The sequence below is a fragment of the Mesotoga sp. Brook.08.105.5.1 genome (genome assembly GCF_002752635.1).
GTDB lineage: Bacteria > Thermotogota > Thermotogae > Petrotogales > Kosmotogaceae > Mesotoga.
On record NZ_AYTW01000005.1, the window covers coordinates 245,383 to 267,629 of the forward strand.

Sequence of the window (22,247 nt, forward strand, 5' to 3'; positions counted from 1 at the left end):
CGGTTCTTCTGCCACCCCATGTCCTTCAGCTTACTTCCTAACGAAAACGTTTTTCACATATTCAGAGAGCGAGTCGGCGAATTCGCTTAACACTGAATCCGGATAAGGTGGCGATTCGCAAAACCCGGATACCGGTCTATACTGCTGAACTGAAACCAACGACGCCCCGCTGCACATTCTCGCGAGCTCTTCGAAATCCTTTTCAGGAACGTAAGGTGGAAACATTGTGATCCTTATCTCATGAGTGGAGAAAGTCTTTGCCAATTCAATACTCTTCTGGATTTGCTTCAGATTTACAGTAGAAAAAGGCTCATAGTTCAGAGACTTGAGATCAACTGCGACATAGTCGATGACATTCAGGAACTCCCTGAGAATGTCTGAATTCCAGCCATTGGTATCGAGCTTAACCAACACAGTCGGAAATTGGGCCTTCAGTCTTTCGACAAATGGAATCAGATCATCTGCCCTGAGTGTAGGCTCCCCCCCGGTAATAACAACCGCATCAATGAGAGCCGCTCTTCTGTCAAGGTACTTGAAGACCTCTGATTCACCAACTTTCTCCTCTACCGATTTCTTCAGTTCAGGATTGTGGCAATAAGCACAGTCGAAATTACAGCTTGAGGTAAACAGTGTCAGGGCTACTTTGCCCGGATAGTCCACTAGACTGACCCTCTCCATTCCTGCGAAATTCATCTATTCTCTCTCCCCTGATTATGTAGGTCTCTCTCGTCTTAAATTCTTCCTGTTTTCCAGTGTTCCAGTTCTGTACTGGTCTGTAGTAGCCTGTAATCCTTGAATACACTTCGGTTGGCTTTCCGCATTCGGGACATGTGAACTGTTCACCTCTTATATATCCGTGGTTCTGACAGACTGAATAGGTTGGTGAAATCGTGAAGTACGGAATTCTATAATTCTCTGCGATCTTCCTCACAAGTTGCCTGGTCGTTTCCCAGTCAGATATCCTCTCTCCAAGGAAGGCGTGAAACACTGTGCCGCCTGTATATTTCTTCTGTAGTTCCTCCTGAAGGTCTAGCGCGCTGAAAATATCCTTCGTGTAGTCCACAGGCAAATGGGATGAGTTTGTGTAATACGGGTTGTCCTTTCCCGCAGTAAGTATTTGAGGAAATTTCTCTTTGTCCATCTTGGCGAGCCTGTAAGCCGTTGATTCGGCCGGTGTCGCCTCAAGGTTGTAGAGATGGTCGGTTGTCTCCTGATAGCCGATCATCTTGTTTCTCATGAAGTCCAGCACTCTCAATGCAAACTGATAGCCCTCTTCTTCGGCTATAGTCTTTCTGATCCATCGGGCATTCATACTTGCTTCATTCATTCCTATCAAGCCAATCGTAGAAAAATGGTTATCGAAGTTCTTCAGATATCTCTTTGTGTATGGATAAAGGCCTTCACTGTTCAGTTTCTCAACTACCGATCTCTTTATTTCAAGGCTTCTGCTCGACAAATCCATCATTTTAGAAAGACGTGCAAAGAACTCTTCTTCGCTCTTACTGAGGTATGCAATTCTCGGCAAGTTTATCGTAACGACGCCGATAGACCCAGTGAACTCATCCGAGCCGAAGAGCCCTCCCCCTCTTCTCTTCAGTTCTCGTTTATCGAGCTGAAGCCTGCAGCACATACTTCTGACATCATCCGGGTCCAGATCAGAGTTTATGAAGTTCTGGAAGTATGGAGTACCGTATTTGCTGGTTATCTCAAATAGAAGCTGGGCGTCTTCGTTGTCCCAATCGAAATCCTTTGTAATATTATATGTGGGTATCGGATACTGGAAACCGCGTCCGTTGGCATCACCCTCGTCGAGAATTTCCAGAAAGGCTCGGTTGATCATCTTCATCTCTTCCTGACAATCACCATATGTGAAGTCCATAGCTTTGCCGCCGACAATAGCAGCTTCGCTCTTTAGCTTGGATGGAACCACCCAGTCAAGAGTAACATTCGTGAAGGGGGCCTGTGTTCCCCATCGAGAAGGTGTGTTTACTCCGAAAACGAAAGACTGAATGTTCTGTTTCACTTCCTTCAAAGAGAGGTTATCTACTTTTACAAATGGGGCCAAATAGGTGTCGAATGAAGAGAACGCCTGGGCGCCTGCCCATTCATTCTGAAGTATTCCGAGGAAATTGACCATCTGGTTAACGAGCGTTGATAGATGCTTTGCAGGTGAGGAGGATACCTTTCCACGCACACCACCAAGTCCTTCTTCTATGAGCTGTCTCAGGCTCCAACCCGCGCAGTAGCCCGAGAGCATCGATAGATCATGGATGTGAATGTCCCCCTCGCGGTGGGCATTCCCAATTTGGGGATCGTATACCTCCCTCAGCCAGTAATTGGCGGTCACAGTTCCACTGTTGTGCAGAATCAGACCGCCGATAGAGTAGGTTACTGTGGAGTTCTCGTGAACTCTCCAGTCGAGCATGTCAAGATAACTGTTGACTGTCTTAGAGAAATCGAGCATGGAAGAATCGAGTTCTCTTAGCTTTTCTCGATGCCTTCTGTATAGAATATAGGCTTTGGCAACGTCAGCGAATCCTAGACTCTCCAAAGTTCTTTCAACGGAATCCTGGATATCCTCTATGTCCACCAGATTATCGGTGGCCTTCGACTGAAAATCGGCTACTACCCTTAGCGCAACCCTCTCAAGAATATCCTCGTTAAAATGTGTTTCAGTTGCCTCAAATGCTTTCTTCATGGCGCTGATTATCTTCTCCAGGTCGAATTCGACTATGGCTCCATTCCTTTTTCTTACATTCAACATCTCAATACCTCCATGAATCGGCTAATGATGTAGGACTCTATAAATTGTGTCCAAGAATGATTTTACCACAATATATGGGTAATTCAAAAAAAGAAAAGAGCATAATTTGGGCTAAGAAACCGGTTCTTCCGGTAAGAAAAATCTGCGATTTGTCGTGAAAGACTTTCCAGCAGTGGTCCACAGAATTACCGGGAAAAGGCGATCAAATATTCAAAGATTGCAATCGTTACTTGTGAGAGTTCCGTATGAAACGAGTTACGTTGTTTTTACCAATTCTAGTTAACATCGCGATAAAAGCGTCTGCTGTCGCGAGAGCATCTCCAAGCGCCCTGTGTCGCGATTCGGGAATTATGCCCAGTCTAGCAAGCAAAATATCCAGATTGTTTCTGCCATATCTGAAAACGGTCTTGGACATTTCTACCGTGTCGATATACGAATTGTCCAGTTTGCCAAGCCCGGATTTGATGCCGAAGTGATTTATAAACGAGAGATCAAAGAGAGCGTTATGGATAACAAGGGTCGAATCGCCCACGAAGGAATAGAAATCCTTTAATACGTCTGCCACCGAAGGTTTCCCTTTAACTGTGAGATTGCTGATTCCCGTCAGGGCAGTTATTGTAATCGGGATTATGCACCCGGGGTCTATTAGTGATTCAAAAGTGTCGTTTCTGTAGACCTTCCAGTCTCTCACTCGCACCCCAGCCACTTCTATGAGCCTTGCACCTCGCTCTACGCTTAGCCCGGTAGTTTCAGTATCAAGGACAACAAACTCCAATAGACTTCCCTCCCCTTAGATTTTATAATGAAGTGAGTGTTTTCAGAATAAGGTCAAAAAGAAACTTGTGAAGAATTATACAGATCATGGGAGCTCTTTTCCAAACCAAGGGCAACGTATAGAGTATAATTTTTATGAGGTGATCCACTATGGATGACAAGGTAAATCATTCCGAAGAGGAAATCAGGGAACGGTATAGAAAGGCTCTTGAATCAGCAGTTCAAAAAGCTCCGATAAGATCTGGAGAGAGACTGTATCTCACAGATCTCTGGGCCATCACCTCAATTCCTGAAGAGGTCATTGTGGAGACTCTTGCTTCTTCCGAGCTGAAGCTGCCCGAAGGGGTGTCCAGCATAGTCGATGATAGAAGGAAAAAGAAGAGGATCATTTATGGAAAACGAGAATCTAATGAAAAGGGTGGCGGTCCTAAGCAGCCCAGAATACGCAAGGTGCAGGAAGAAGATTAGCGAAGGGCTGGACCTGATCGAGTTCAACGAAACTCTGCAGGGAAAGAAAGTTCTTCTGAAAGTGAATCTTCTATCGGCAAGATCTCCGGAAAACTGTGTAACCACGAATCCTGCTTTTGTGCGCGCGGTTGCAGAGATCTTCATGGAGAGGGGAGCCAATGTGAGCATCGGGGATTCTCCGGCAAGCGTGAGCACTGCAGTCGCTGCCCATGCATCCGGGATCGCCTCTGTCTGCGAAGACCTGGGCGTTCCACTTGTCGATTTCGATGATCCCGTTCCTGTAGTCCTGGAGCATGGTACGTACAGAAGCTTCGAAATTGCCAGGCCGGTTCTTGAAACCGATCTTCTGGTGAATCTTCCGAAGCTCAAGACACATTCACTCACTCAGGTCACATTCGGGGTAAAGAATCTTTTTGGCTGTGTTCCGGGTGTTAAGAAGCAGGGTTGGCATTTCAGAGTAAGAAACATGAAGGAGTTCTCGGTTATGCTTCTTGATCTGGCTGGCTATTTGAAGCCGTCCCTGACAATAATCGACGGCGTAGAAGGCATGGATGGCAACGGTCCGTCGAACGGGAGGATTATAAGGCCAGGAATAATTGGCATTTCAGAAGATGTTTTCGCACTAGATGATGCCATCGCAGAACTCTTTGGAGTGATAAATTCGAAGGTCCCAATTCTCCGTTTGGCAAGGGAGAAAGGGTTAGTAGGAAATTACAAGGTTGTCGGAGATGAAGTCGAGCCGAAAAAACTCTCTCTCCCCGAGACAAATTTAATAGGTGTTTACGGTGCATCCCTATTGAGGAGATTAGTAACAAAGTTTCCGAAAATAGATAGGAAGAAGTGTGTGAGCTGTCGTGTTTGCGAGAGGGCCTGTCCGGCTGGAGCAATCGACATAAGCAGGTTAAATATCGATTATGGTAAGTGTATAGCTTGTTACGTTTGCCATGAACTTTGCCCTGAAGATGCTATCGTCTTCAGAAGACGTATTCATAGATAGGAGGGGTTAGATGAAGTATATTCTTGCTATCGATCAGGGAACGAGCAGCAGCAAAGCCGTTCTTTTTGATGAAGAACTGTATCAAGTTGCCGTTGCTCAGGAGGAGTTTGCGCAGATCTATCCCAAACCCGGGTGGGTTGAGCACGATCCTAGAGACATCATCTTAAGCACAATGGGTTCAATTGAGAAAGTAGTCTCGGATGCCAGGATCTCATTCAGGGAAATTGCGGCAATCGGCATCACAAATCAAAGAGAAACGGTCGTTGCCTGGGATTCGGTGACTGATCAGCCGCTCTACAACGCAATAGTGTGGCAGGATAGAAGAACTGCCGACAGATGCAGAGAGATTGAAGAGTCTCATGGAGAATTGATAAGACGAAAGACCGGCCTCAAGCCGGATCCCTATTTCTCCGCGACGAAGATGGAATGGCTGCTGGAGAATGTACCGGTAGTTCGAGAGGCGGCAAGAAAAGGGCGATTAAGATTTGGTACGATTGACTCCTGGTTAATCTGGAATCTGACTAGAGAGAATCTCCATGTTTGTGATTTCTCGAACGCGTCGAGAACGATGTTGTTCAACATCGAGAAGCTTGAATGGGATCGCGACCTACTCAATCTCTTTGGAGTGGAGAAAGAGTTTCTGCCCGAAGTGGTGGAATCGAGTAAGCTTCTCGGTCCTTCGATCTACGGCCCAAATATCGGGGGAATAGCTGGAGATCAACAGGCATCGCTGTTCGGTCAGACGGCCTTTCAGACCGGTGACGCGAAATGTACTTATGGGACTGGTTCATTTATATTGATGAACATTGGAAACAAACCAAAGATTTCCGATCATGGCTTGCTTACGACAATAGGCTGGAAGTCAACGGAAGAGACAGTCTACGCTGTGGAAGGTTCGATATTTGCCACCGGAGCCCTTATAAGCTGGTTGAAAGATGGACTGGGGATTATTGACAGCCCTTCCGATACGGAGCCTCTTGCCAGAGAAGTCAATGACAATGGAGGAGTCTTTTTCTCCGGTGCCTTGACAGGGCTGGGAGCTCCTTACTGGAACTCCTCAGCAAGAGGAATGATGATCGGTCTAACAAGGGGAACGAGGAAGGCACATATAGTAAGAGCCGTTCTCGAATACATCGCTTTCAGGACAAGAGAAATTCTTGAGCTGATGGAAAAAGAAACGGGAATCACGCTCAACAAGCTGCTTGTTGACGGAGGAGTTACCCGAAATAACTTCTTGATGGAGATGCAGGCAAATATCCTGAATATCCCGGTTGACAGATCTCTGATAAAGGAAACGACCGCGCTTGGTGCTGCAATGCTTGCAGGAATATGCACAGATCTCTGGGATCGGGAGAGCTTGAAGAACAAGAGAATAAGCGAAGTTGTCTTCGAACCTTCGGGCGATAGAATGGAGGCAGAGTACAAAAGGTGGAAAGAGGCGTTGAAGAGATCTATGAACTGGGCGAACTAGAGCTGAAAAATCTCGAGACTTTTGCACAAGAACTTGGAGAGGCACTCGAAGGAGGAGAGACGGTCCTTCTATTCGGTGATCTGGGCAGTGGAAAAACGACGTTTGTAAAGGCGCTGGCCAGCGGGTTGGGAATCGATAAGGATAGCGTGAGAAGTCCGACTTTCAACATTGTCAACTTCTATCCCGGCCGATCCTCGACTGGCGGAAGCGCCGATGTCGAAACGGTAAGAGTGCATCCCGCTCTCATTCACGTCGATCTGTACAGGATTACCGGTGAAGAAGAGGTTCTGGATCTAGCTATCTACGATCTAATGAATTGCAATACGGTTCTAGCGGTAGAATGGCCTAAACTTTACTTTAAGTATGTCTGCGAGCCTTATCTCATAGTTGAACTGGAGCATTTCGACGAGATCAAGCGAACCGTGAAATTGAAGCCATTCGGCCGCAGAATGAAGAGCATTTTGGATCGTTTGGTTAAGAGAATAGATCAAGATAAGAATGAAGGAAGGTGAATAGATGGCTCAGAAGTTTGAGTTGCTTGAAAAGGCTGCTGTAGGAAGCGAGCGAAAGATTGAGATACCCGACAAACTGCCGGTTATACCGACGAGAACAAACATGTTGGTATATCCTTCTTCAGTTATGCCGTTGTATGTTGGACGCGAGAAGTCTCTGGCGGCGCTGGAGGAGTCAATTGGCAAATTCAATCAGATGGTATTTCTCGTTTCTCAGAGGGACATTACTAAAGAAGAACCCGAGATCGAGGATCTATTCGAGATTGGAACGATAGCGAGAATAGTACAGCTGATGAAGATGCCCGATGGGAACTACAAGATTCTTGTTGAAGGCTTGACAAGAGCCAGGCTCTCTTCAGTGGAGGAAGGAGAGAGCACGTTTATCGTCGTTGCAGAGAAGCTGAAGTCCAAGGGTAGAAAAAGTAAGATGCTTCAGGCGCTGGTTCGAAGGGTGAAGGAACTTGCGCTGAGATATGTATCGATGAGCAGACGTTTCCCCGACGAAGCGATAATGGCGCTGGAAGATACTTCCGATGCAGACAAGTTTGCAGATTTCGTTTCCTCAATGGTGCCCTTTTCTTTGGAAGAGAAACAACGTCTTCTCGAGGAAATTGAAGCGAAGGATCGTCTCAATACGCTAATGGAGTTACTAACGAGAGAGATAGAGATTCTCTCTCTAGAGGAAGAACTAGACAAAAGGGTTAAACAGAAGATTGAGCAGGGGCAGAAGGAGTACTACCTGAGAGAAAAGATGAGAGCGATCCAGGAGGAGCTCGAGGGCGAAGAAGACGAGGAAATCAAAGAGCTTAAAGAGATGGCCGAGTCCGGCGAGCTTCCTCAGGAGGTAAAGGAAAAGGCAGAGCAAGAGATCTCGAGACTGGAAAAGATGTCCCCATATTCTCCGGAAGCGACGGTTGTGAGAACCTATCTCGATTGGTTGTTGAACCTCCCTTGGCAGAAAGAGACAGATGATGAGATAGTGATCAAGGACGTCAGAAAGACTCTTGATAACAATCATTATGGACTGGACGATGTGAAGGAAAGGATTCTTGAATTCCTGGCGGCCAGGAGGTTTTCGAAGAACCTGCGCACTCCGATTCTTTGCCTCGTTGGGCCTCCGGGTGTTGGGAAGACTTCACTTGGTCGGTCTGTTTCCGAGGCTATGGGAAGGAAGTTTGGTAGAATCTCGTTGGGAGGCATGAGAGACGAGGCAGAAATAAGGGGCCACAGACGTACTTATGTAGGAGCGCTTCCGGGCAGGATTATGCAGATGATCAGAAAGCTGAAGACCAGAAATCCGGTAATCGTGCTTGATGAAGTCGACAAGATGGGAATCAGTTTTCAAGGAGACCCCGCTTCTGCTCTTCTCGAGGTCCTTGATCCCGAGCAGAACAACAGTTTTACCGATCATTTTCTGGAAGTGCCTTTTGACCTTTCCAGAGTCCTGTTCATTACCACGGCAAACGTTCTCTATTCGATCCCTGCCGCTCTGAAAGACAGGATGGAGATTATCGAGATTCCAGGCTATACGGAGTCTGAGAAGTATCACATAGCCAGGGAGCATATATTGCCGAAGCTTCTCGATGAATACAACATGAAGGCCGGTAGACTCAAAATAACACCGGCCGCAACAAGAGACGTAATTAGAGACTACACAAGAGAAGCCGGAGTTAGGGAACTCGATAGAAATCTGGCGAAAATCATCAGAAAGGCCACCCTGAAAATAGCTGAGGGCGCTGATTCAATCTCGGTCGGTGTCAATGAACTGGGAGAGTATCTTGGAGCACCTCTATTCAAAGAGAGTGATTTCAGGAAGCATCCAGAGGTCGGCGTGGTGACTGGACTGGCCTGGACATCGGTTGGGGGAGAAATCATGTACATTGAAGTCCTGCCCGTTTCCGGGAAAGGAAAGACTATCATAACAGGTCAGCTGGGCGATGTTATGAAGGAATCGGCACAGATCGCGGCGTCGCTTGCCAGAAAGCTTTGTGGAGATGAGAAGTTCAACGAGATCTTCGAGAAGAAGGACTTCCATATCCACGTTCCCGAAGGGGCCGTTCCCAAGGATGGACCCAGTGCCGGGATTACTCTCACGACGGCGATTGTCTCGGCCGTCACCGGAAGAAAAGTGAGAAACGACATTGCAATGACTGGGGAGATAACTCTTAGAGGGAAGGTACTGCCCATTGGTGGTTTGAAAGAAAAGCTGATGGCAGCTTACCGTGCCAGAATGAAGAAGGTTCTGATTCCTCTTGCAAACAAGAGAGATCTCGATAAAGTCCCCGAAGAAATAAAGTCGAAACTGGAATTCGTCTTTGTTGAGAATATAAGCGAAGTACTAGAGGAGGCTTTGATTCAAGGTGATGGTGAAGAGTGCTGAACTTGTCCGAACTGTATACACGAAAGGCGAATATCCCCCTCCATTAAGGAGGGAGATAGCCTTCGCAGGAAGGTCAAATGTCGGCAAGTCTTCTTTGTTGAACGCTTTGTTTGGAAGGAAACTTGCGAAGACAAGTTCGACTCCTGGAAAGACAAGATCGATAAATTTCTATGGAGTAAACGGAGAGATCTATTTCGTTGATCTGCCCGGTTATGGATATGCAAAGGCCTCTATGTCGGAAAGAGAGAAGTGGCAGAGGCTGATTACCGACTATTTCGAATCGAGAGAAGACCTCTCTCTCGTTGTTATGCTCGTTGACATAAGGCACCCGTTGCAGCCGGCAGACGAGCAGATGCTTGAGTGGCTTACGCACTATTCCATCCCTTTTGTCTTGGTTCTGACAAAGGCCGACAAACTATCGAAGAATCGCCAGCTCCAGATGAAAAGATCGATAACCGAGGAAGTTACCTTTTGGGGAAAACCTCCGGTATTTGCAGTTTCTTCAGAGAAACGGCAGGGAACCGAAGAGCTTCTAGGAGTTCTGATTCAGTAGTTGCCGTGAGCTATTATCGAAAATCAGATGTGTCTTCTTGATAGATTCTCTTTCATCGACCTGAGTCTGCCGAGTGCCGATCTGTGGTGTGGATAGGCTGATGCTCGTTCTTTAAGGGCATCGCAAGGGAACTCTGCACATTCATAACAGTGACTCAGGCTTCGTTTTGCTACACAACAATCAAAAATGTTGCAGCTTTCTGTCCAGCGGTAAGATCCTTCACCCGCTTGGCAGCCGCTGCATCTAACTAGTGCCGAATCTACATTTCTGCTTCTCCAATAGCTCAGCTTTTCTTCGGTCCGAAGAAGATAGCATATCTAGAGCATTCGATACCACATGGAGCAATTATCGGCGATTTCGCTATGGCAACACTCCTTTTAGCTTTCTGCGTTGGTACTATTTCAGACTGTCCCTGATGAAATCTCTGAATTTTGCAACGCTCTCTCTAGGCCTTAATTCGAGACTCTCTTGAACCGTTTCGTAGAGTCCGAACTTCATTGAGTAGCCTTCTTTCCATTCGAAATTGTCCATAAGTGACCAGTACAGATAACCGAATACACGGGCTCCCTTATCCATAGCGTTTCTTAGTCCTGACAAAGCTTTCTCGATATACTCCCATCGTCGTGCGTCCGATTTGTCGGCAATTCCATTCTCAGTGATCATTATCGGCAGTCGATACCTCTTATATGCCTTCAGAACAACCTCTTCAATCCCCTGCGGGAAGAACTCATACCCCATTTCCGTTTTCTCAAATTCATTACCCGCTGCGATTTCAGGGAGGGGCTTCGAGTACTTGGCGAAGATTCGCGTGTAGTAATTGATGCCCAGGAAATCGAGCTTTGATTCTATCTCAGGCACCGCTTCTCCTTCGCCGAGAGGCTTAACTATACTGCCCTTCATCAGACTATCAAGATAACTGTAGTTGTAGACTCTGTCCAGATAATTTGCTACCAGCCTGTCTCCTGGATGGAACTTTCTGAGAGGGAAGAAAGGCATCATATTAACAGCTACCCCTACCATCGCCGTTGGATTCGACTCCCTTATTACGTCATATGCCTCGCTGTGGACATAGAGAAGATTAGCGAGGACTTTCATAGCCCTTCCCATATCCTTGACTTCCGGCGGCCATTCTCCCGTCAAATAGCCCATGACTGCGTAGACGTTCGGTTCGTTCACAGTGACCCAGTAGTGAATGAATTCGCCCATAGACTCGACGATTCTCGAGACGAAACGACGAAAGTAACGCAGGTTCTCCTTATTCTCCCAGCCTCCCATCTCCGAGAACCATTGAGGAAGAACGAAATGGTTGAGAGTAAGAATGGGCTGGATTCCGTTCTCAGTAAGCGCCTTGGAGAAATCTCTGTATCTCTCTAGTACACTGTCATCAAATCTGTTGATTTTTGGTTCAATTCTCGCCCACTCAACCGAGAATCTGTAGGCCTTTACACCCAAAGCCTTAACAGCCTCCAGATCCCTGTCGAGATTCTCCCAGCTACCACAAGCTATGTCGGAAGTGTCGCCATTCTTGACCTTTCCCTGATGTTCCCATTTGTACCAATCAGAAAAGACATTGCTTCCTTCTATTTGATGACCGGCCGTTGCGACACCCCATATGAACCCGTCTGGAAATGAAAGCATAGGCGAACCCTCCCACGTCATTTTTTTGTACGCTCATAAACAATTATAATCGTGAAAGGAAGCAAAAGCCAAAATTACCTAAAGAGTTGAGGTTAGAATATGAGATTATCTGTGGTTGGCAATGTGAATATAGATCTCAGCGCCTTCATCAACGAAAGTAAAAATGTTGAAGAGAACAGGATTAAGGAAATGATGTTCACTATCGGAGGAAGTGCGGCAAACACGGCAATCATGTTGAGTAGGTTGAGAAAGAACGTGTTTTTGCAGGGTGCAGTGGGGACTGATCGGTTCGGCGACATGGCAATAGAGGCTTTGACAAGAGAAGGGGTGGATATTCGGTATCTAGCTCGAATAGAAGGAAAGACGGGATTCTGTTTCTCCGCAGTTTCTACAGACGGCCAAAGACACCTGTTCACATACAGGGGTGTTAATGAAGTCAATTATCCTGTTGATGTATCCTCTGACTTCTACCATTTTGGGGGGATAGCCCCCGATCAAGTTATCAATCTCTTGAAGGAGATCCGTGAGCCGAGGTTTTCTTATAACCCGGGAGGGATAGTGACCTTTGAAAGAGGTGCAGAAGTTGCTGATCTTGCTGCGCAATGCGAAGTGCTTCTTGTTAACAAGAGCGAATGGCTACATCTTAGAGGCTTTTTGAAGACTGAGCCAAAAGTTGTTGTGGTTACTCTTGGAGCGGAGGGAGCAAAGATCAGTGACGGGAAACGCGTAGACGCCTTTCCCACAGAGGTAGTAGATACAACGGGAGCGGGAGACTCTTTCAACGCAGGATTCTTGCATGCATATCTTTCCGGTAGGACGGAAACAGAATGCTTGAAGACAGGAAATTTGCTTGCATCTATGGTTGTTGCCAGACCTGGAGCTAGTCCATTCTTTTCGTATTCGGATATACAACGATTAGCTAGTAAATATAACATTGTAGTCGATATGCTAGTATAATACCGTATACGCGTTGTTAATAGTGCCTTGCAACGTTTGATTTATGTAATAAAGTATAGCAATATACAGCTCTCTATAAGTAGTATATATTTGCATACAAATTTAGAACATGTATATATAAACAATGTAACTCGTGATTGTTTTTGTGTTAGTATAATGTAAGAGGTGATACTATGCCAGCACAGATTGCATCTGTCGATGTTGTGAGGATACTTGGCAAGCTCAGTGATGAAGGTGGAGAGCATTCAAGTAGGAGCAGGTTCATTAGAGAGTTCCTTTCGAAATACAAGACACCGGAGATGGTAATTAGTGATATTGACGGGCTGCTGGAAGCCTACCCCACATTCAAAGGCGATTCTGAGAGTCTTGGGAGAGCGTTTGCAGATCTGGTCAACAGACTGGCCGAGATCTCCGGCTTTTCTGTGGATTACGTCAAATACTCAGGCAGAGAGAAGATCACGGGTATCTGGAAGGTCGGGGAGGATATACAGATAAGAGTAGCCGCCATCATCTGCGCCAGCTTCGAAGAAGCAAAGGGTGTAGCCAGAAATGCGCTGCTCATACTGCCTGAGGCTATCGACCTGGGTAGGCCCTTCGTGACTGTGGGACGCCTGGGAATGTTGTTCGCGATGATAGAGCAGATTGAGCTTCCTGTAAGTTCGGTAGCCTCGATTCTTGTAACTGACGATGACTACGACAAAAGGATATCTTCGTTTATGGAGCTGATGCTTCTTGCCTTCAAAAAGGAACTCGCTCGAAAGCCGCAAGTCTCTCTTCAGAAGGAGTGGACAAAAGAGGAACTGGAAGACTTCATTATGAACAGATTGAAACTTCCTACAGTTGGCATGTTGTTCTCCTTGCTCGATTCTCCGATGGTCGGAGACGATCTGGTGGGGAAAATAAACGAGTTTCTGGAGATGAACGAGAGCGAACTGGTCAAAGGACCAATGGCGTTGGGCGCTATAATGGGAGCTCTTTCAAAACACTACTCGGGAATCAAGGAAGAGCTTGTGGTGCGAGAGGGAAAGAGGTATAGACTTGCAGATAAATACAGAGCTATAATATCGGAAATCAGAGCGCGCTTTGAGAGAGCATTACAGACAAATGCTCGTTAAACGGCTCATAGCGCTCGTTTCTTGCTGTTTGGATAGTACAAGATGCATCCTGTCAAAAAAATGCGTTACAGGGCAATATACGAGATGTAATTCTATAATGCGCATTTGATAAGACTTACAGAACACGGTATAGAGAATGGGCTGTGTTATAATACAATATATGAGTCATAATGACTATTATGACTCATAATGTATGACAATTTGGGGGTATGTATGGAGTTTGTCGAAGCCGTCGAGAGATTCAAGGACAATATGGAATATGTTAGGAATATGTCATTCAATACTATCGCAGCATATCTTTCGGATCTTCACCACTTTCAGTTGTTTCTAGAGAGTCATAATACCGATTTTAAAGAGGTGAAGAGAAGAGACATCGAACTTTTCGTGAAGGAGTATTCTCAGGGGAAGTACTCCAGGAAGAGGCCTTCAGCAACTACCGTCTCGAGGAACCTCTCAACTATTAGGTCATTCTATACATTTCTTTATATAAGCGGTACGGTTGGCAAGGTCCCTACGGAGCTCATAAAGAACCCTAAGACGAGACGCAGGATCCCCGACTACATAAGTCATGATGAGGTAATGAAGATCATATCGTCTTTCAAGGAAACCAATCTTGGCAAGAGAAACAAGGCTATTGTGGCGGTGATGTACTTCTGTGGACTGAGAGTCAGCGAAGTATGCAAACTAAGACTCGGTGATCTTAGGATGGGTAATTCGCCAGCTGTAAGAATACTGAGCGGAAAGGGAAATAGAGACAGGGAGGTTCCTCTGAACGATCAGGTCCTTGCCATAATTAAGGATTACCTCCAGATAAGGAAGGATTTCCCCCTCAGCGAGTATGAGGATCATGTCTTTATCGGGACCCGTGGGGAGCCGATGGCGAGGAACGTTATTCCAAAAGTACTGAATACACAAATAAAACTTGTATATCCAGAGAAACGAGTAACTCCGCATATATTCAGACATAGTTTTGCTACACAACTTCTACAAAAAGGAGCAAGCATAAAAACAGTACAGGAATTACTTGGCCATGCTAATCTTTCTACAACTAGTATATATTTGCATATAACCGACAGAGAAAAGAGAGCGGCTGTACAATTGCTTTCTGATTAATATGCTAGTATAGATTGCGGAGCCTTATGATGATAGATATTCACAATCATACAATTTTTTCAGACGGAAGGAATACGGTCGAGGAAGTTATTCAGTCGGCTTCACTCAAAGGGCTTCATGTCGTCGGCATATCAGATCACTTCGACCCTTACGTCTCTCAGGAAGTCTGCTTGCAGCCCGAAGAAACGGGGGGCTATCTGAAGGAGATCAAGAGCTTTGAGGGGAAGTTTCCCATCAAGATACTTGCCGGGCTTGAACTGGGTCTTCAGTCCCAGGGTATTCTCTTGCCTTTTGAGGAGATGGATTTCTTCATCTACTCAGTCCACACGGTTCCGGGAAGGCCAGATCTGAAGACTCTTGAAGACCCTTGGGATATCTACCTTCGCGAGGCGACTCTAGCAGTTGATTTGATCGAGAAACCGGGTTTTCTTGGCCATCTCGATTTCCTCAGAAGGCATATTCCTTACGCAAAGCCTCCTAGATCCGGACCGCAGATGGATCAGCTGCTTATGAAGCTGGTATCCTGTCATGTGGGGCTTGAAGTCAATACTTCGGGCTGGATGTACGGAATCGGAGACCCTACCCCTCAATCATGGGTGATAGAGAGATACCTCGAACTCGGAGGACGTCTACTGACTATAGGTTCTGACTCTCATAGAGCATATCAGGTGGGGAGCTACAATTCACAGGCCGTTTCTCTTCTATGTAAGCTTGGAGTTAAAGAGGTATTCTACTGTGAGAAAGGTAGTTACGTTTCCCACTCGATTGCGGAGGCGAGATGAGCGAAAGACAGTTCATGGGATTTTCAGGTGAGACTATTTCATTTCTCATGGATCTCGGGATGAACAACAACCGTTCCTGGATGGATAAAAACCGTGATCGGTATCGCGTGTGCTTGCTTGAACCCTTCAAGGCACTTGTAAGTGAACTTGCGCCCTTCATGGAAAGGCTTGATCCCTTTATGGAAGTGAGACCTCAGGTTGGAAAGACCATAAGCAGAATAAGTCGGGATGCAAGGCGCAACAAGGGAAAGCCTCCCTACAGAACCAATATGTGGTTCACTTTCAGGGTGCCAGGGCCCGACTGGAAGGACTCTCCCGGATACTTTTTTGAGCTCTTTCCCGACAGATACCGTTACGGTATGGGATTCTACTTCCCATCTCGAGAGACTATGAGTAAGATCCATGAAGAAATAGCGAAGAATCCATCGAGGTTTACAGAAAAGACTCGTATTCTGAGAGAGAGCGATTTCTCGGTTTTCGGAGAGAAGTACAAGAGAAGACGGAAGAGAGAAGGAGTGTCCGAAGAGCTGCTCGAATGGTTTCAATATAGAGACTTCTACATCGCTGCCAACCGGGAGATAGACGACATTCTAATGACTTCAGCCTTAGTTGATCATCTGAAGATAAAATTCTCTTCACTTTCGGAGCTGTACGAATACTTCTGGGAGCTTAAGATGAAAGCAAGCGAGGATTAGCAGTCGGTAAATGGATCTACAGGTTTTTACAGAGGTGATCAGAGATCCTTTTTGACGCAATACCATAGAGCTGCTAGAATGGTTTCAATATAGAGACTTCTACATCGCTGCCAACCGGGAGATAGACGACACTCTAATGACTTCAGCGTTAGTTGATCATCTGAAGATAAAATTCTCTTCACTTTCGGAGCTGTACGAATACTTCTGGGAGCTCAAGATGAAAGCAAGCGAGGATTAGCAGTCGGTAAATGGATCTACAGGTTTTTACAGAGGTGATCAGAGATCCTTTTTGACGCGGTACCATCTCCGAACGGATTTCTTGCCTTCGCCATACGCTCATATTCCCGTGAATCGCTGAGAAGTCTCATTGTCTCCATGAAGACGGCTTCTCTACTTGTTCCTACAAGCTTGGCAGTACCTGCTTCGATCGCTTCTGGTCTCTCCGTCGTGCGCCTCAGTACCAATGTCGGCTTTCCAAGAGCAGGGGCCTCTTCCTGGATTCCGCCAGAGTCCGTGAGTATGAGCTTTGATTTCTCCATCAAAGAAATGAAGGGAAGGTAATCGAGCGGATCAGTCAAGACTACCCTGTCGTGTTCTTCAAGCTCCGGATAGACGACTTCTCTGACGGCAGGATTGAGATGAACCGGAAAGACAACTTTCATCCGGGGGAACTCGTTGAGGACATCCTTTATTGCTTTCATAACTTCCTGCATCGGTCTTCCCCAGTTTTCCCTTCTGTGCATGGTTACTAGAATGTAGTCATCACCCTCCACACCAAGCGCTTCTCTGAAGCTCGAAGTAAGCCTGGACTTGTTGCTTGTTACCCACAGCAGGGCATCGATGACAGTATTGCCTGTAACAAGCATGTTTTCTTCAGGCACTCCTTCTTTAAGCAGGTTAAGCTTTGATTTCTCAGTTGGAGGATAGTGGTACGTTGAAATGACTCCGTTGAGCCTTCTGTTGACTTCTTCAGGAAAGGGATCGTAAACGTTGGCGGTCCTCAGCCCCGCTTCAACATGACCAACTGGGATCTTATGATAGAAAGATACCAGAGCGCCCGTGAAAGTAGATGTGGTATCACCCTGAACGAGCGTTGCATCAAACTTGTTCTGCAAATATATCTCGTCGAGTTTTTCGATCAGTCTGGAAGTAAGGCCCGAAAGAGACTGCCTTTGTTGCATGATATTCAGATCAAAGTCGGGTTCTATGCCGAAGAGTGAGAGAACCTGATCGAGCATCTCTCTGTGCTGGGCCGTAGCAATTACAACAGGCCTAAGAGAGGAATTCTTCAGCGCCAGATAGACAGGAGCCATCTTCACTGCCTCCGGTCTGGTTCCGAATATCAGAGCTACCTTTTTCATATTTAGCAGCCTTGGGGCTTTCCCTCCTTAGGATCATTCGTAATAGCCATGCTCAGTATATCATAGTTATCAACTTCGCTCGTGACTGGACATCTGAGACTTCTCTCCTATCCAATCCTTCGACCATGTATTATAATCTTCTCTGGAGGTTTCTATGACGGCTAGCACGGTCAGAAGCACGGCTCTTTTTGCAATAGCAACGTTGTTATCAAGAATTACGGGTCTCGTCAGAGACTCCCTTTTTGCCAGCTATTTCGGCACGTCGGCTCAGTACGACGCATATTTAGTTGCGATCATGATTCCCTTCTTTCTCAGAAAGATCTTTGCAGATGGAGCGATGACGATGGCTTTCGTTCCAGTATTCAACGAGAAGCTGAAGAGCTCGAGAGAGAGAGCTTTTATGTTCGCTTCTACCGTTCTCATATTCGTAGTTATTGTCTCGGGCTCGATTTCAGCAGCGGGAAGCTTATTCTCTGACGGGGTTGCCTCAGCCTTTGCCGGAGGCTTCGATCAATCAGCACTTGAACTGACCTCTCAACTTATAAGGATCTCCTTTCCGTTTATTGTACTAGTATCTCTTTGGGCAGTCTACTGCGGTGTTCTCAACAGTCTCGATGCCTTTTTCATTGCGGCAGTCTCACCAATGTTCATAAATCTCTCGACGATCGCTGGAATTTTGCTTTCAGGAAGGTTCTCAACTCCAATTGTCGGTCCTACAATCGGATTTCTTGTCGGAGGAGTCATCCAGCTCGGCGTGGTCGCTCTCTCCGCAAGATCAAGGGGCTTTGTCTTCAGGCCGGGCTACAACAAAAGCGATGTCAGGGAGTTCCTGCTCCTGTTCCTTTTTTCTGCGATTTCCCCGGCGATCAACGAAATCAACTCCTTTGTCGATATTAGAGTGTCAACTGAGCTTGGGAGGGGAGCCGTATCGAGTCTTGGATACGCCCAGCGGCTCTATCAGCTTCCTCTAGGCGTCTTCGCAATCGCGGTGGCCACGGTAGCGCTTCCGAAACTTTCAAAACTTACCGGAGAAGGTTCTAAGGAGAAATTCAGGAGTTCTCTATGGGACGCGTTAACCGTTCTCGCCTTTTTGATTATCCCCTCAACACTGGGACTTCTTGTTCTCGGCGAAGGGATTGTCCGTATTCTGTTTGAGAGAGGTTCGTTCACTCCTGCAGATACGGCCTTAACCACAACCCTCCTTTACGGGTACACTCTGGGACTACCTTTCTATGGATCTTACGGTGTTCTATCAAGGGCATATTATGCAAGGAAGAGCCCCAGGACGCCCACAATAATCTCTGCGATCATGGTTGGTGTGAATGTGGTTCTCGATATATTGCTCGGTTTTACAATAGGACCTTTGGGTGTGGCATTAGCGACAAGTATTGCGGGAATTGTCGGTACAGTCATCGTATCGGCAGCACTCCTCAGATGGACCGGATATGAAAAGGCGAAGGTTACGGCCATGCTGAAAATCATCGTTGCTTCTCTTGTCATGTCCGGACTAATGTTTTTTGGGAAGGCAGTCTTTGGAACGGGATCTATTTCAACGTTGATAACTCTGACTGCAGGGACCGCAGTGTACTTTCTATTTATAAGAATTCTCGGGCTTGGTAACTTAATGAAATTCAAGAATCTGCTGAGAGGAAGAGAAAGTTAGTCTCTAGATCTCCTGGAGCTGGATGGGAACATACTCCATCCTTTCACAGTAGAAGATCTCTTCTACGCCAATCTCCTTTAGCAAAGAGACGGCGTCGTGTATGTAGCTGCCAACGTCTTCCTTGCGGTGAGAATCCGACCCGGCAGTTATGACCCTTCCCCCAAGAGAAACATACCTCTCCACGATCCAGCGCTGCGGGCTCGGTTCTTTGTACGGGTACCGCCAGCCGGATGTGTTAATCTCTATTCCGATTCCAACTCGAATAAGCCTTTTCAGTAATTCGTCCAGAAGAATTCGATTATCAAGAGGTCTATGACCTGGAATATACCTTCTCAGAAAATCTATGTGACCGAAGAAGCCTGGCCTCTCTATTTCCGAAATCGCCTCGATAGCCTCTTCCAGGTAGAGCGTCCAAAGGTTCTCTACCGAAAGATCAATTACTCCCGGTACTCCATGTACCGAATAGATGAAGTAATCGAAGTCTCCATCAGGCGGTATCTTAGCGCATGACTGGAGACCTACTTCAAGTCCGGATAGAACCTTTATGTTCGACTTCTCTTTTAGGCTGGAGAGACTCTCCAGATAGCCCTCCGGATCCTTGAGCCTGAAGCTGAATGGGAAAGAAGAGTCGAGATCGTCATGATCGGAGATGCCTATCACTTTCAAGCCTTTTCGAGTGGCTTCTTTCACGATCTCTTCTATAGGCGTGGCGCTGTCTGGAGAAAACAAGCTATGATTGTGAAGATCTATCGGCAATTCTCAGTCACCGTCACTTAGAAGCTTCTCAAGTTCTGCCTTCAATGTCTTTTCGATCTTCCCTCTGAATACGGCTAGAGAAACGGGAAGAGTTCCACTAACAGATACTTCTCTTTCAGTGACATTCAAATAGCCATCGGTCTTAATCCCTGCCGCTTTCAGATGAAACTCGAGAAAATCATCTTTCCAGGACGAGTCCAGAGTGAACTTCCCTTCATAATCACTCTTAAGCTCTTCGATTCTTCTCATTAACTTCTTCTTGGCGTTCTCACTGCCCAGATCATGATTTACAGTTACTGATAGCTCTTTCAATTGGATCACCTCACTCAATTGTATAGTAAACAAGTGGTCAGGAGTGTAAGCAGTTCTCATGGTAGAATTTTCACGGAGGGTTTGAAATGAAGAAGATCTACTTAGTCATTGACACAGAGACCACCGGGTCCAGTCCGCTCTCTGGTGATAGAATTCTTGAAATAGCGGCAATCCCGGTGTATGGGAACAAAATCCTGCACAATCTCTCATTCCAGTCTCTTGTGAATCCACTTGTTAAGATACCGGCGCAAATAACAGGGATTCATGGACTGAAGAACGAAGATGTGTCGGAAGAGCCCACTATGGCAGAGGTCTTTCCAAGATTTCGCGACTATGTTGGTGGGGCGACACTCGTGGGGCACAACATCGTGAACGACATGACTTTCTTCGATATCGCATCGAAGGAAACGGGAGTGCTGCCACTCGTAAACAACTATATAGACACGATTGACATCGCTCATGAGGTTTTTTTCGAAGGTCCATACAGCCTCACCAATATTGCCAAGAGATTGAAGATAAGAGATGTTCCTACTCACAGAGCTATGGACGATGCGAGGGTAACGGCGAAGGTCTTCCTTGCCTTGGCTAGGAGACTGGGCGGAGTATTCGAAATGATCAAGTATGAAAAGAAGTGGAGGGGTTAGGTTTGATCAAGGATTTCATTCTCGACACCAACGTTCTGGTTCACGATCCGTATTGCTTTATTAATTTCGAGGACAATAACATTATTATTCCCTTTCCCGTTCTGGAAGAGATAGATAAATTGAAGAAGAACTCAGGTTCTGTCGGTCAGAATGCAAGGAAGGTTAACAGGTTTCTCGATTCCTTAAGATCAAAAGGGAGACTCACAGAGGGGATAAGGCTTGAATCAGGAGGTACACTGCGTATTGCAGTGTTCAACGAATTCAAGAGCAAGCTGCCGCCTTTTGCTGCAAACGACTACAAAGACAACGCCATTCTGCTTTACATGATGGAGCTTAATCTCGTAGAGAAACTACCTGTCATTTTAGTCAGCAAAGACATAAACATGCGAGTAAAGGCAGATATTATGGGACTTAAAGCAGAAGACTATTTGCATGACAAGGTAGAGATCGACGACAAGCTTTCAGGCATAACGACAGTAGATGATGCTTCTCTCAGGGATGAATTCATAAATAAGGACGAGCTCTCAACTGGAAGACTGCCAGAACCTGTCGGGGCGAATGAGTTTGTCGATTTTGGACGAGAGATTTTCGGAAGAGTTGTACCGGACGGGAAGAAGATAGTTCCTCTTGAAGTATCGATGGAGTCTGGCAGTTGGGGCATAAAACCGAGAAACCGCGAGCAGATGATGGCAATGGAGCTTCTGTTGGACGATAGCGTAAGGGTCGTGTTCATACCTGGAATGGCTGGCACCGGAAAGACTCTAATCTCTCTTGCCTGCGGGTTGAGAAAAGTAGTGGATGAGAAGAAGTACGAGAGGCTCCTGGTGGCAAGGCCGATCATTCCAATGGGCCAGGACATCGGCTATCTTCCCGGTTCGATGGAAGAGAAGATCAACCCGTGGATGACTCCCATATACGACAATCTCTATATGTTGTTCAACAACCGCCACATGGACCTGAATGCCTTCATGAAGAAGGGAGAGCAACTTCAGGTAGAGGTTTTAAGTTACATTAGGGGGAGGTCCATTCCCAATCAATACTTCATCATCGATGAGGCCCAGAATCTTTCGCCTCACGAAATCAAGACGATTATTACGAGGGTGGGCGAAAACACGAAGATAGTCGTGATCGGCGACCCCTATCAGATTGATAATTCATACCTTGATGCATACAGTAATGGGTTGACCTACTCCGCCTCAAGGCTTACAAACAAATCGCTTGCGGGCCACGTGACCCTAACAAAGGGTGAGCGCTCTGAACTGGCGAGTCTGGCTGCCGAGCTGCTGTGAGGT

The 22,247-nt window shown here is 46.4% G+C and carries 21 protein-coding genes; 14 read left to right on the forward strand and 7 right to left on the reverse strand.

Features of this window, described 5'->3' with window-relative positions:
• Positions 1-30 precede the first annotated feature (30 nt).
• From V512_RS03020 to V512_RS03030, 3 genes are all read right to left on the reverse strand, one after another.
• Positions 31-693 carry an anaerobic ribonucleoside-triphosphate reductase activating protein gene (locus tag V512_RS03020; RefSeq protein ID WP_099828980.1) on the reverse strand — a complete coding sequence of 221 codons (663 nt, stop codon included), beginning with the start codon at positions 691-693 and terminating at the stop codon, positions 31-33.
• On the reverse strand, positions 611-2,764 hold the full coding sequence (locus V512_RS03025; protein WP_099828981.1) for a ribonucleoside triphosphate reductase: 2,154 nt from the start codon (positions 2,762-2,764) through the stop codon (positions 611-613). The genes V512_RS03020 and V512_RS03025 overlap by 83 nt, the downstream gene beginning before the upstream one ends.
• Positions 2,765-2,990: 226 nt before the next feature.
• Positions 2,991-3,539 carry a 3'-5' exonuclease gene (locus tag V512_RS03030; RefSeq protein ID WP_099828982.1) on the reverse strand — a complete coding sequence of 183 codons (549 nt, stop codon included), beginning with the start codon at positions 3,537-3,539 and terminating at the stop codon, positions 2,991-2,993.
• A 149-nt stretch (positions 3,540-3,688) separates the two neighbouring features.
• Here V512_RS03030 and V512_RS03035 point away from each other — a divergent pair, with 149 nt between their 5' ends.
• The 6 genes from V512_RS03035 to yihA are packed head-to-tail and all read left to right on the forward strand — an operon-like array spanning position 3,689 to position 9,919.
• Positions 3,689-4,006 carry a hypothetical protein gene (locus V512_RS03035; protein ID WP_099828983.1) on the forward strand — a complete coding sequence of 106 codons (318 nt, stop codon included), beginning with the start codon at positions 3,689-3,691 and terminating at the stop codon, positions 4,004-4,006.
• Complete coding sequence (locus tag V512_RS03040; RefSeq protein ID WP_099828984.1) at positions 3,930-5,003, forward strand: DUF362 domain-containing protein; 1,074 nt, start codon at positions 3,930-3,932, stop codon at positions 5,001-5,003. The genes V512_RS03035 and V512_RS03040 overlap by 77 nt, the downstream gene beginning before the upstream one ends.
• Positions 5,004-5,013: 10 nt before the next feature.
• The gene (gene glpK, locus V512_RS03045; RefSeq protein ID WP_099828985.1) at positions 5,014-6,474 is read left to right on the forward strand and encodes a glycerol kinase GlpK; all 1,461 of its coding nucleotides are present in this window, start codon (positions 5,014-5,016) and stop codon (positions 6,472-6,474) included.
• Positions 6,432-6,986: a tRNA (adenosine(37)-N6)-threonylcarbamoyltransferase complex ATPase subunit type 1 TsaE gene (tsaE, locus tag V512_RS03050; protein ID WP_099828986.1), complete on the forward strand. Its 555-nt coding sequence runs from the start codon at positions 6,432-6,434 to the stop codon at positions 6,984-6,986. Before glpK ends, tsaE begins: the two co-directional genes overlap by 43 nt.
• Before the next feature lie 4 nt (positions 6,987-6,990).
• Positions 6,991-9,366 (forward strand): endopeptidase La, encoded by a 2,376-nt coding sequence (lon, locus tag V512_RS03055; protein WP_099828987.1) that lies wholly within the window; start codon positions 6,991-6,993, stop codon positions 9,364-9,366.
• The gene (gene yihA, locus V512_RS03060; protein ID WP_099828988.1) at positions 9,347-9,919 is read left to right on the forward strand and encodes a ribosome biogenesis GTP-binding protein YihA/YsxC; all 573 of its coding nucleotides are present in this window, start codon (positions 9,347-9,349) and stop codon (positions 9,917-9,919) included. The genes lon and yihA overlap by 20 nt, the downstream gene beginning before the upstream one ends.
• A 396-nt stretch (positions 9,920-10,315) precedes the next feature.
• Here yihA and V512_RS03070 read toward each other — a convergent pair whose 3' ends face one another.
• Positions 10,316-11,557 carry a glycoside hydrolase family 1 protein gene (locus V512_RS03070; protein ID WP_099828989.1) on the reverse strand — a complete coding sequence of 414 codons (1,242 nt, stop codon included), beginning with the start codon at positions 11,555-11,557 and terminating at the stop codon, positions 10,316-10,318.
• A 99-nt stretch (positions 11,558-11,656) separates the two neighbouring features.
• On the opposite strand from V512_RS03070, the gene V512_RS03075 reads away from it, so the two are divergent.
• The 5 genes from V512_RS03075 to V512_RS03095 all read left to right on the forward strand — a co-directional run bounded on the left by V512_RS03075 (position 11,657) and on the right by V512_RS03095 (position 16,219).
• A complete protein-coding gene (locus tag V512_RS03075) occupies positions 11,657-12,514 on the forward strand; it encodes a carbohydrate kinase family protein (RefSeq protein WP_099828990.1) in 858 nt (285 codons plus the stop codon).
• A 173-nt stretch (positions 12,515-12,687) separates the two neighbouring features.
• On the forward strand, positions 12,688-13,629 hold the full coding sequence (locus tag V512_RS03080; protein WP_099828991.1) for a hypothetical protein: 942 nt from the start codon (positions 12,688-12,690) through the stop codon (positions 13,627-13,629).
• Positions 13,630-13,842: 213 nt separating this feature from the next.
• Positions 13,843-14,742: a tyrosine-type recombinase/integrase gene (locus V512_RS03085; protein ID WP_099828992.1), complete on the forward strand. Its 900-nt coding sequence runs from the start codon at positions 13,843-13,845 to the stop codon at positions 14,740-14,742.
• 29 nt (positions 14,743-14,771) lie between these two features.
• Positions 14,772-15,524: a PHP domain-containing protein gene (locus V512_RS03090; protein WP_099828993.1), complete on the forward strand. Its 753-nt coding sequence runs from the start codon at positions 14,772-14,774 to the stop codon at positions 15,522-15,524.
• Complete coding sequence (locus V512_RS03095; RefSeq protein ID WP_099828994.1) at positions 15,521-16,219, forward strand: DUF2461 domain-containing protein; 699 nt, start codon at positions 15,521-15,523, stop codon at positions 16,217-16,219. The genes V512_RS03090 and V512_RS03095 overlap by 4 nt, the downstream gene beginning before the upstream one ends.
• A gap of 254 nt (positions 16,220-16,473) precedes the next feature.
• Here the strand turns inward: V512_RS03095 and wecB are convergent, their stop codons facing one another.
• Complete coding sequence (gene wecB / locus V512_RS03100; protein WP_099828995.1) at positions 16,474-17,580, reverse strand: UDP-N-acetylglucosamine 2-epimerase (non-hydrolyzing); 1,107 nt, start codon at positions 17,578-17,580, stop codon at positions 16,474-16,476.
• Positions 17,581-17,734: 154 nt separating this feature from the next.
• Here wecB and murJ point away from each other — a divergent pair, with 154 nt between their 5' ends.
• A complete protein-coding gene (murJ, locus tag V512_RS03105; RefSeq protein WP_099828996.1) occupies positions 17,735-19,243 on the forward strand; it encodes a murein biosynthesis integral membrane protein MurJ in 1,509 nt (502 codons plus the stop codon).
• 3 nt (positions 19,244-19,246) lie between these two features.
• Here murJ and V512_RS03110 read toward each other — a convergent pair whose 3' ends face one another.
• Both V512_RS03110 and V512_RS03115 read right to left on the reverse strand, forming a co-directional pair.
• Entirely contained in the window at positions 19,247-19,999 is a 753-nt protein-coding gene (locus tag V512_RS03110) for a histidinol-phosphatase HisJ family protein (protein ID WP_099828997.1), read from the reverse strand.
• A gap of 3 nt (positions 20,000-20,002) precedes the next feature.
• Entirely contained in the window at positions 20,003-20,311 is a 309-nt protein-coding gene (locus tag V512_RS03115) for a polyhydroxyalkanoic acid system family protein (RefSeq protein WP_099828998.1), read from the reverse strand.
• A gap of 86 nt (positions 20,312-20,397) precedes the next feature.
• Here V512_RS03115 and V512_RS03120 point away from each other — a divergent pair, with 86 nt between their 5' ends.
• Positions 20,398-20,955, forward strand: coding sequence for a 3'-5' exonuclease (locus V512_RS03120; protein ID WP_099828999.1), 558 nt, complete (start codon positions 20,398-20,400; stop codon positions 20,953-20,955).
• A 2-nt stretch (positions 20,956-20,957) separates the two neighbouring features.
• Positions 20,958-22,244 (forward strand): PhoH family protein, encoded by a 1,287-nt coding sequence (locus V512_RS03125; RefSeq protein WP_099829000.1) that lies wholly within the window; start codon positions 20,958-20,960, stop codon positions 22,242-22,244.
• Positions 22,245-22,247 lie beyond the last annotated feature (3 nt).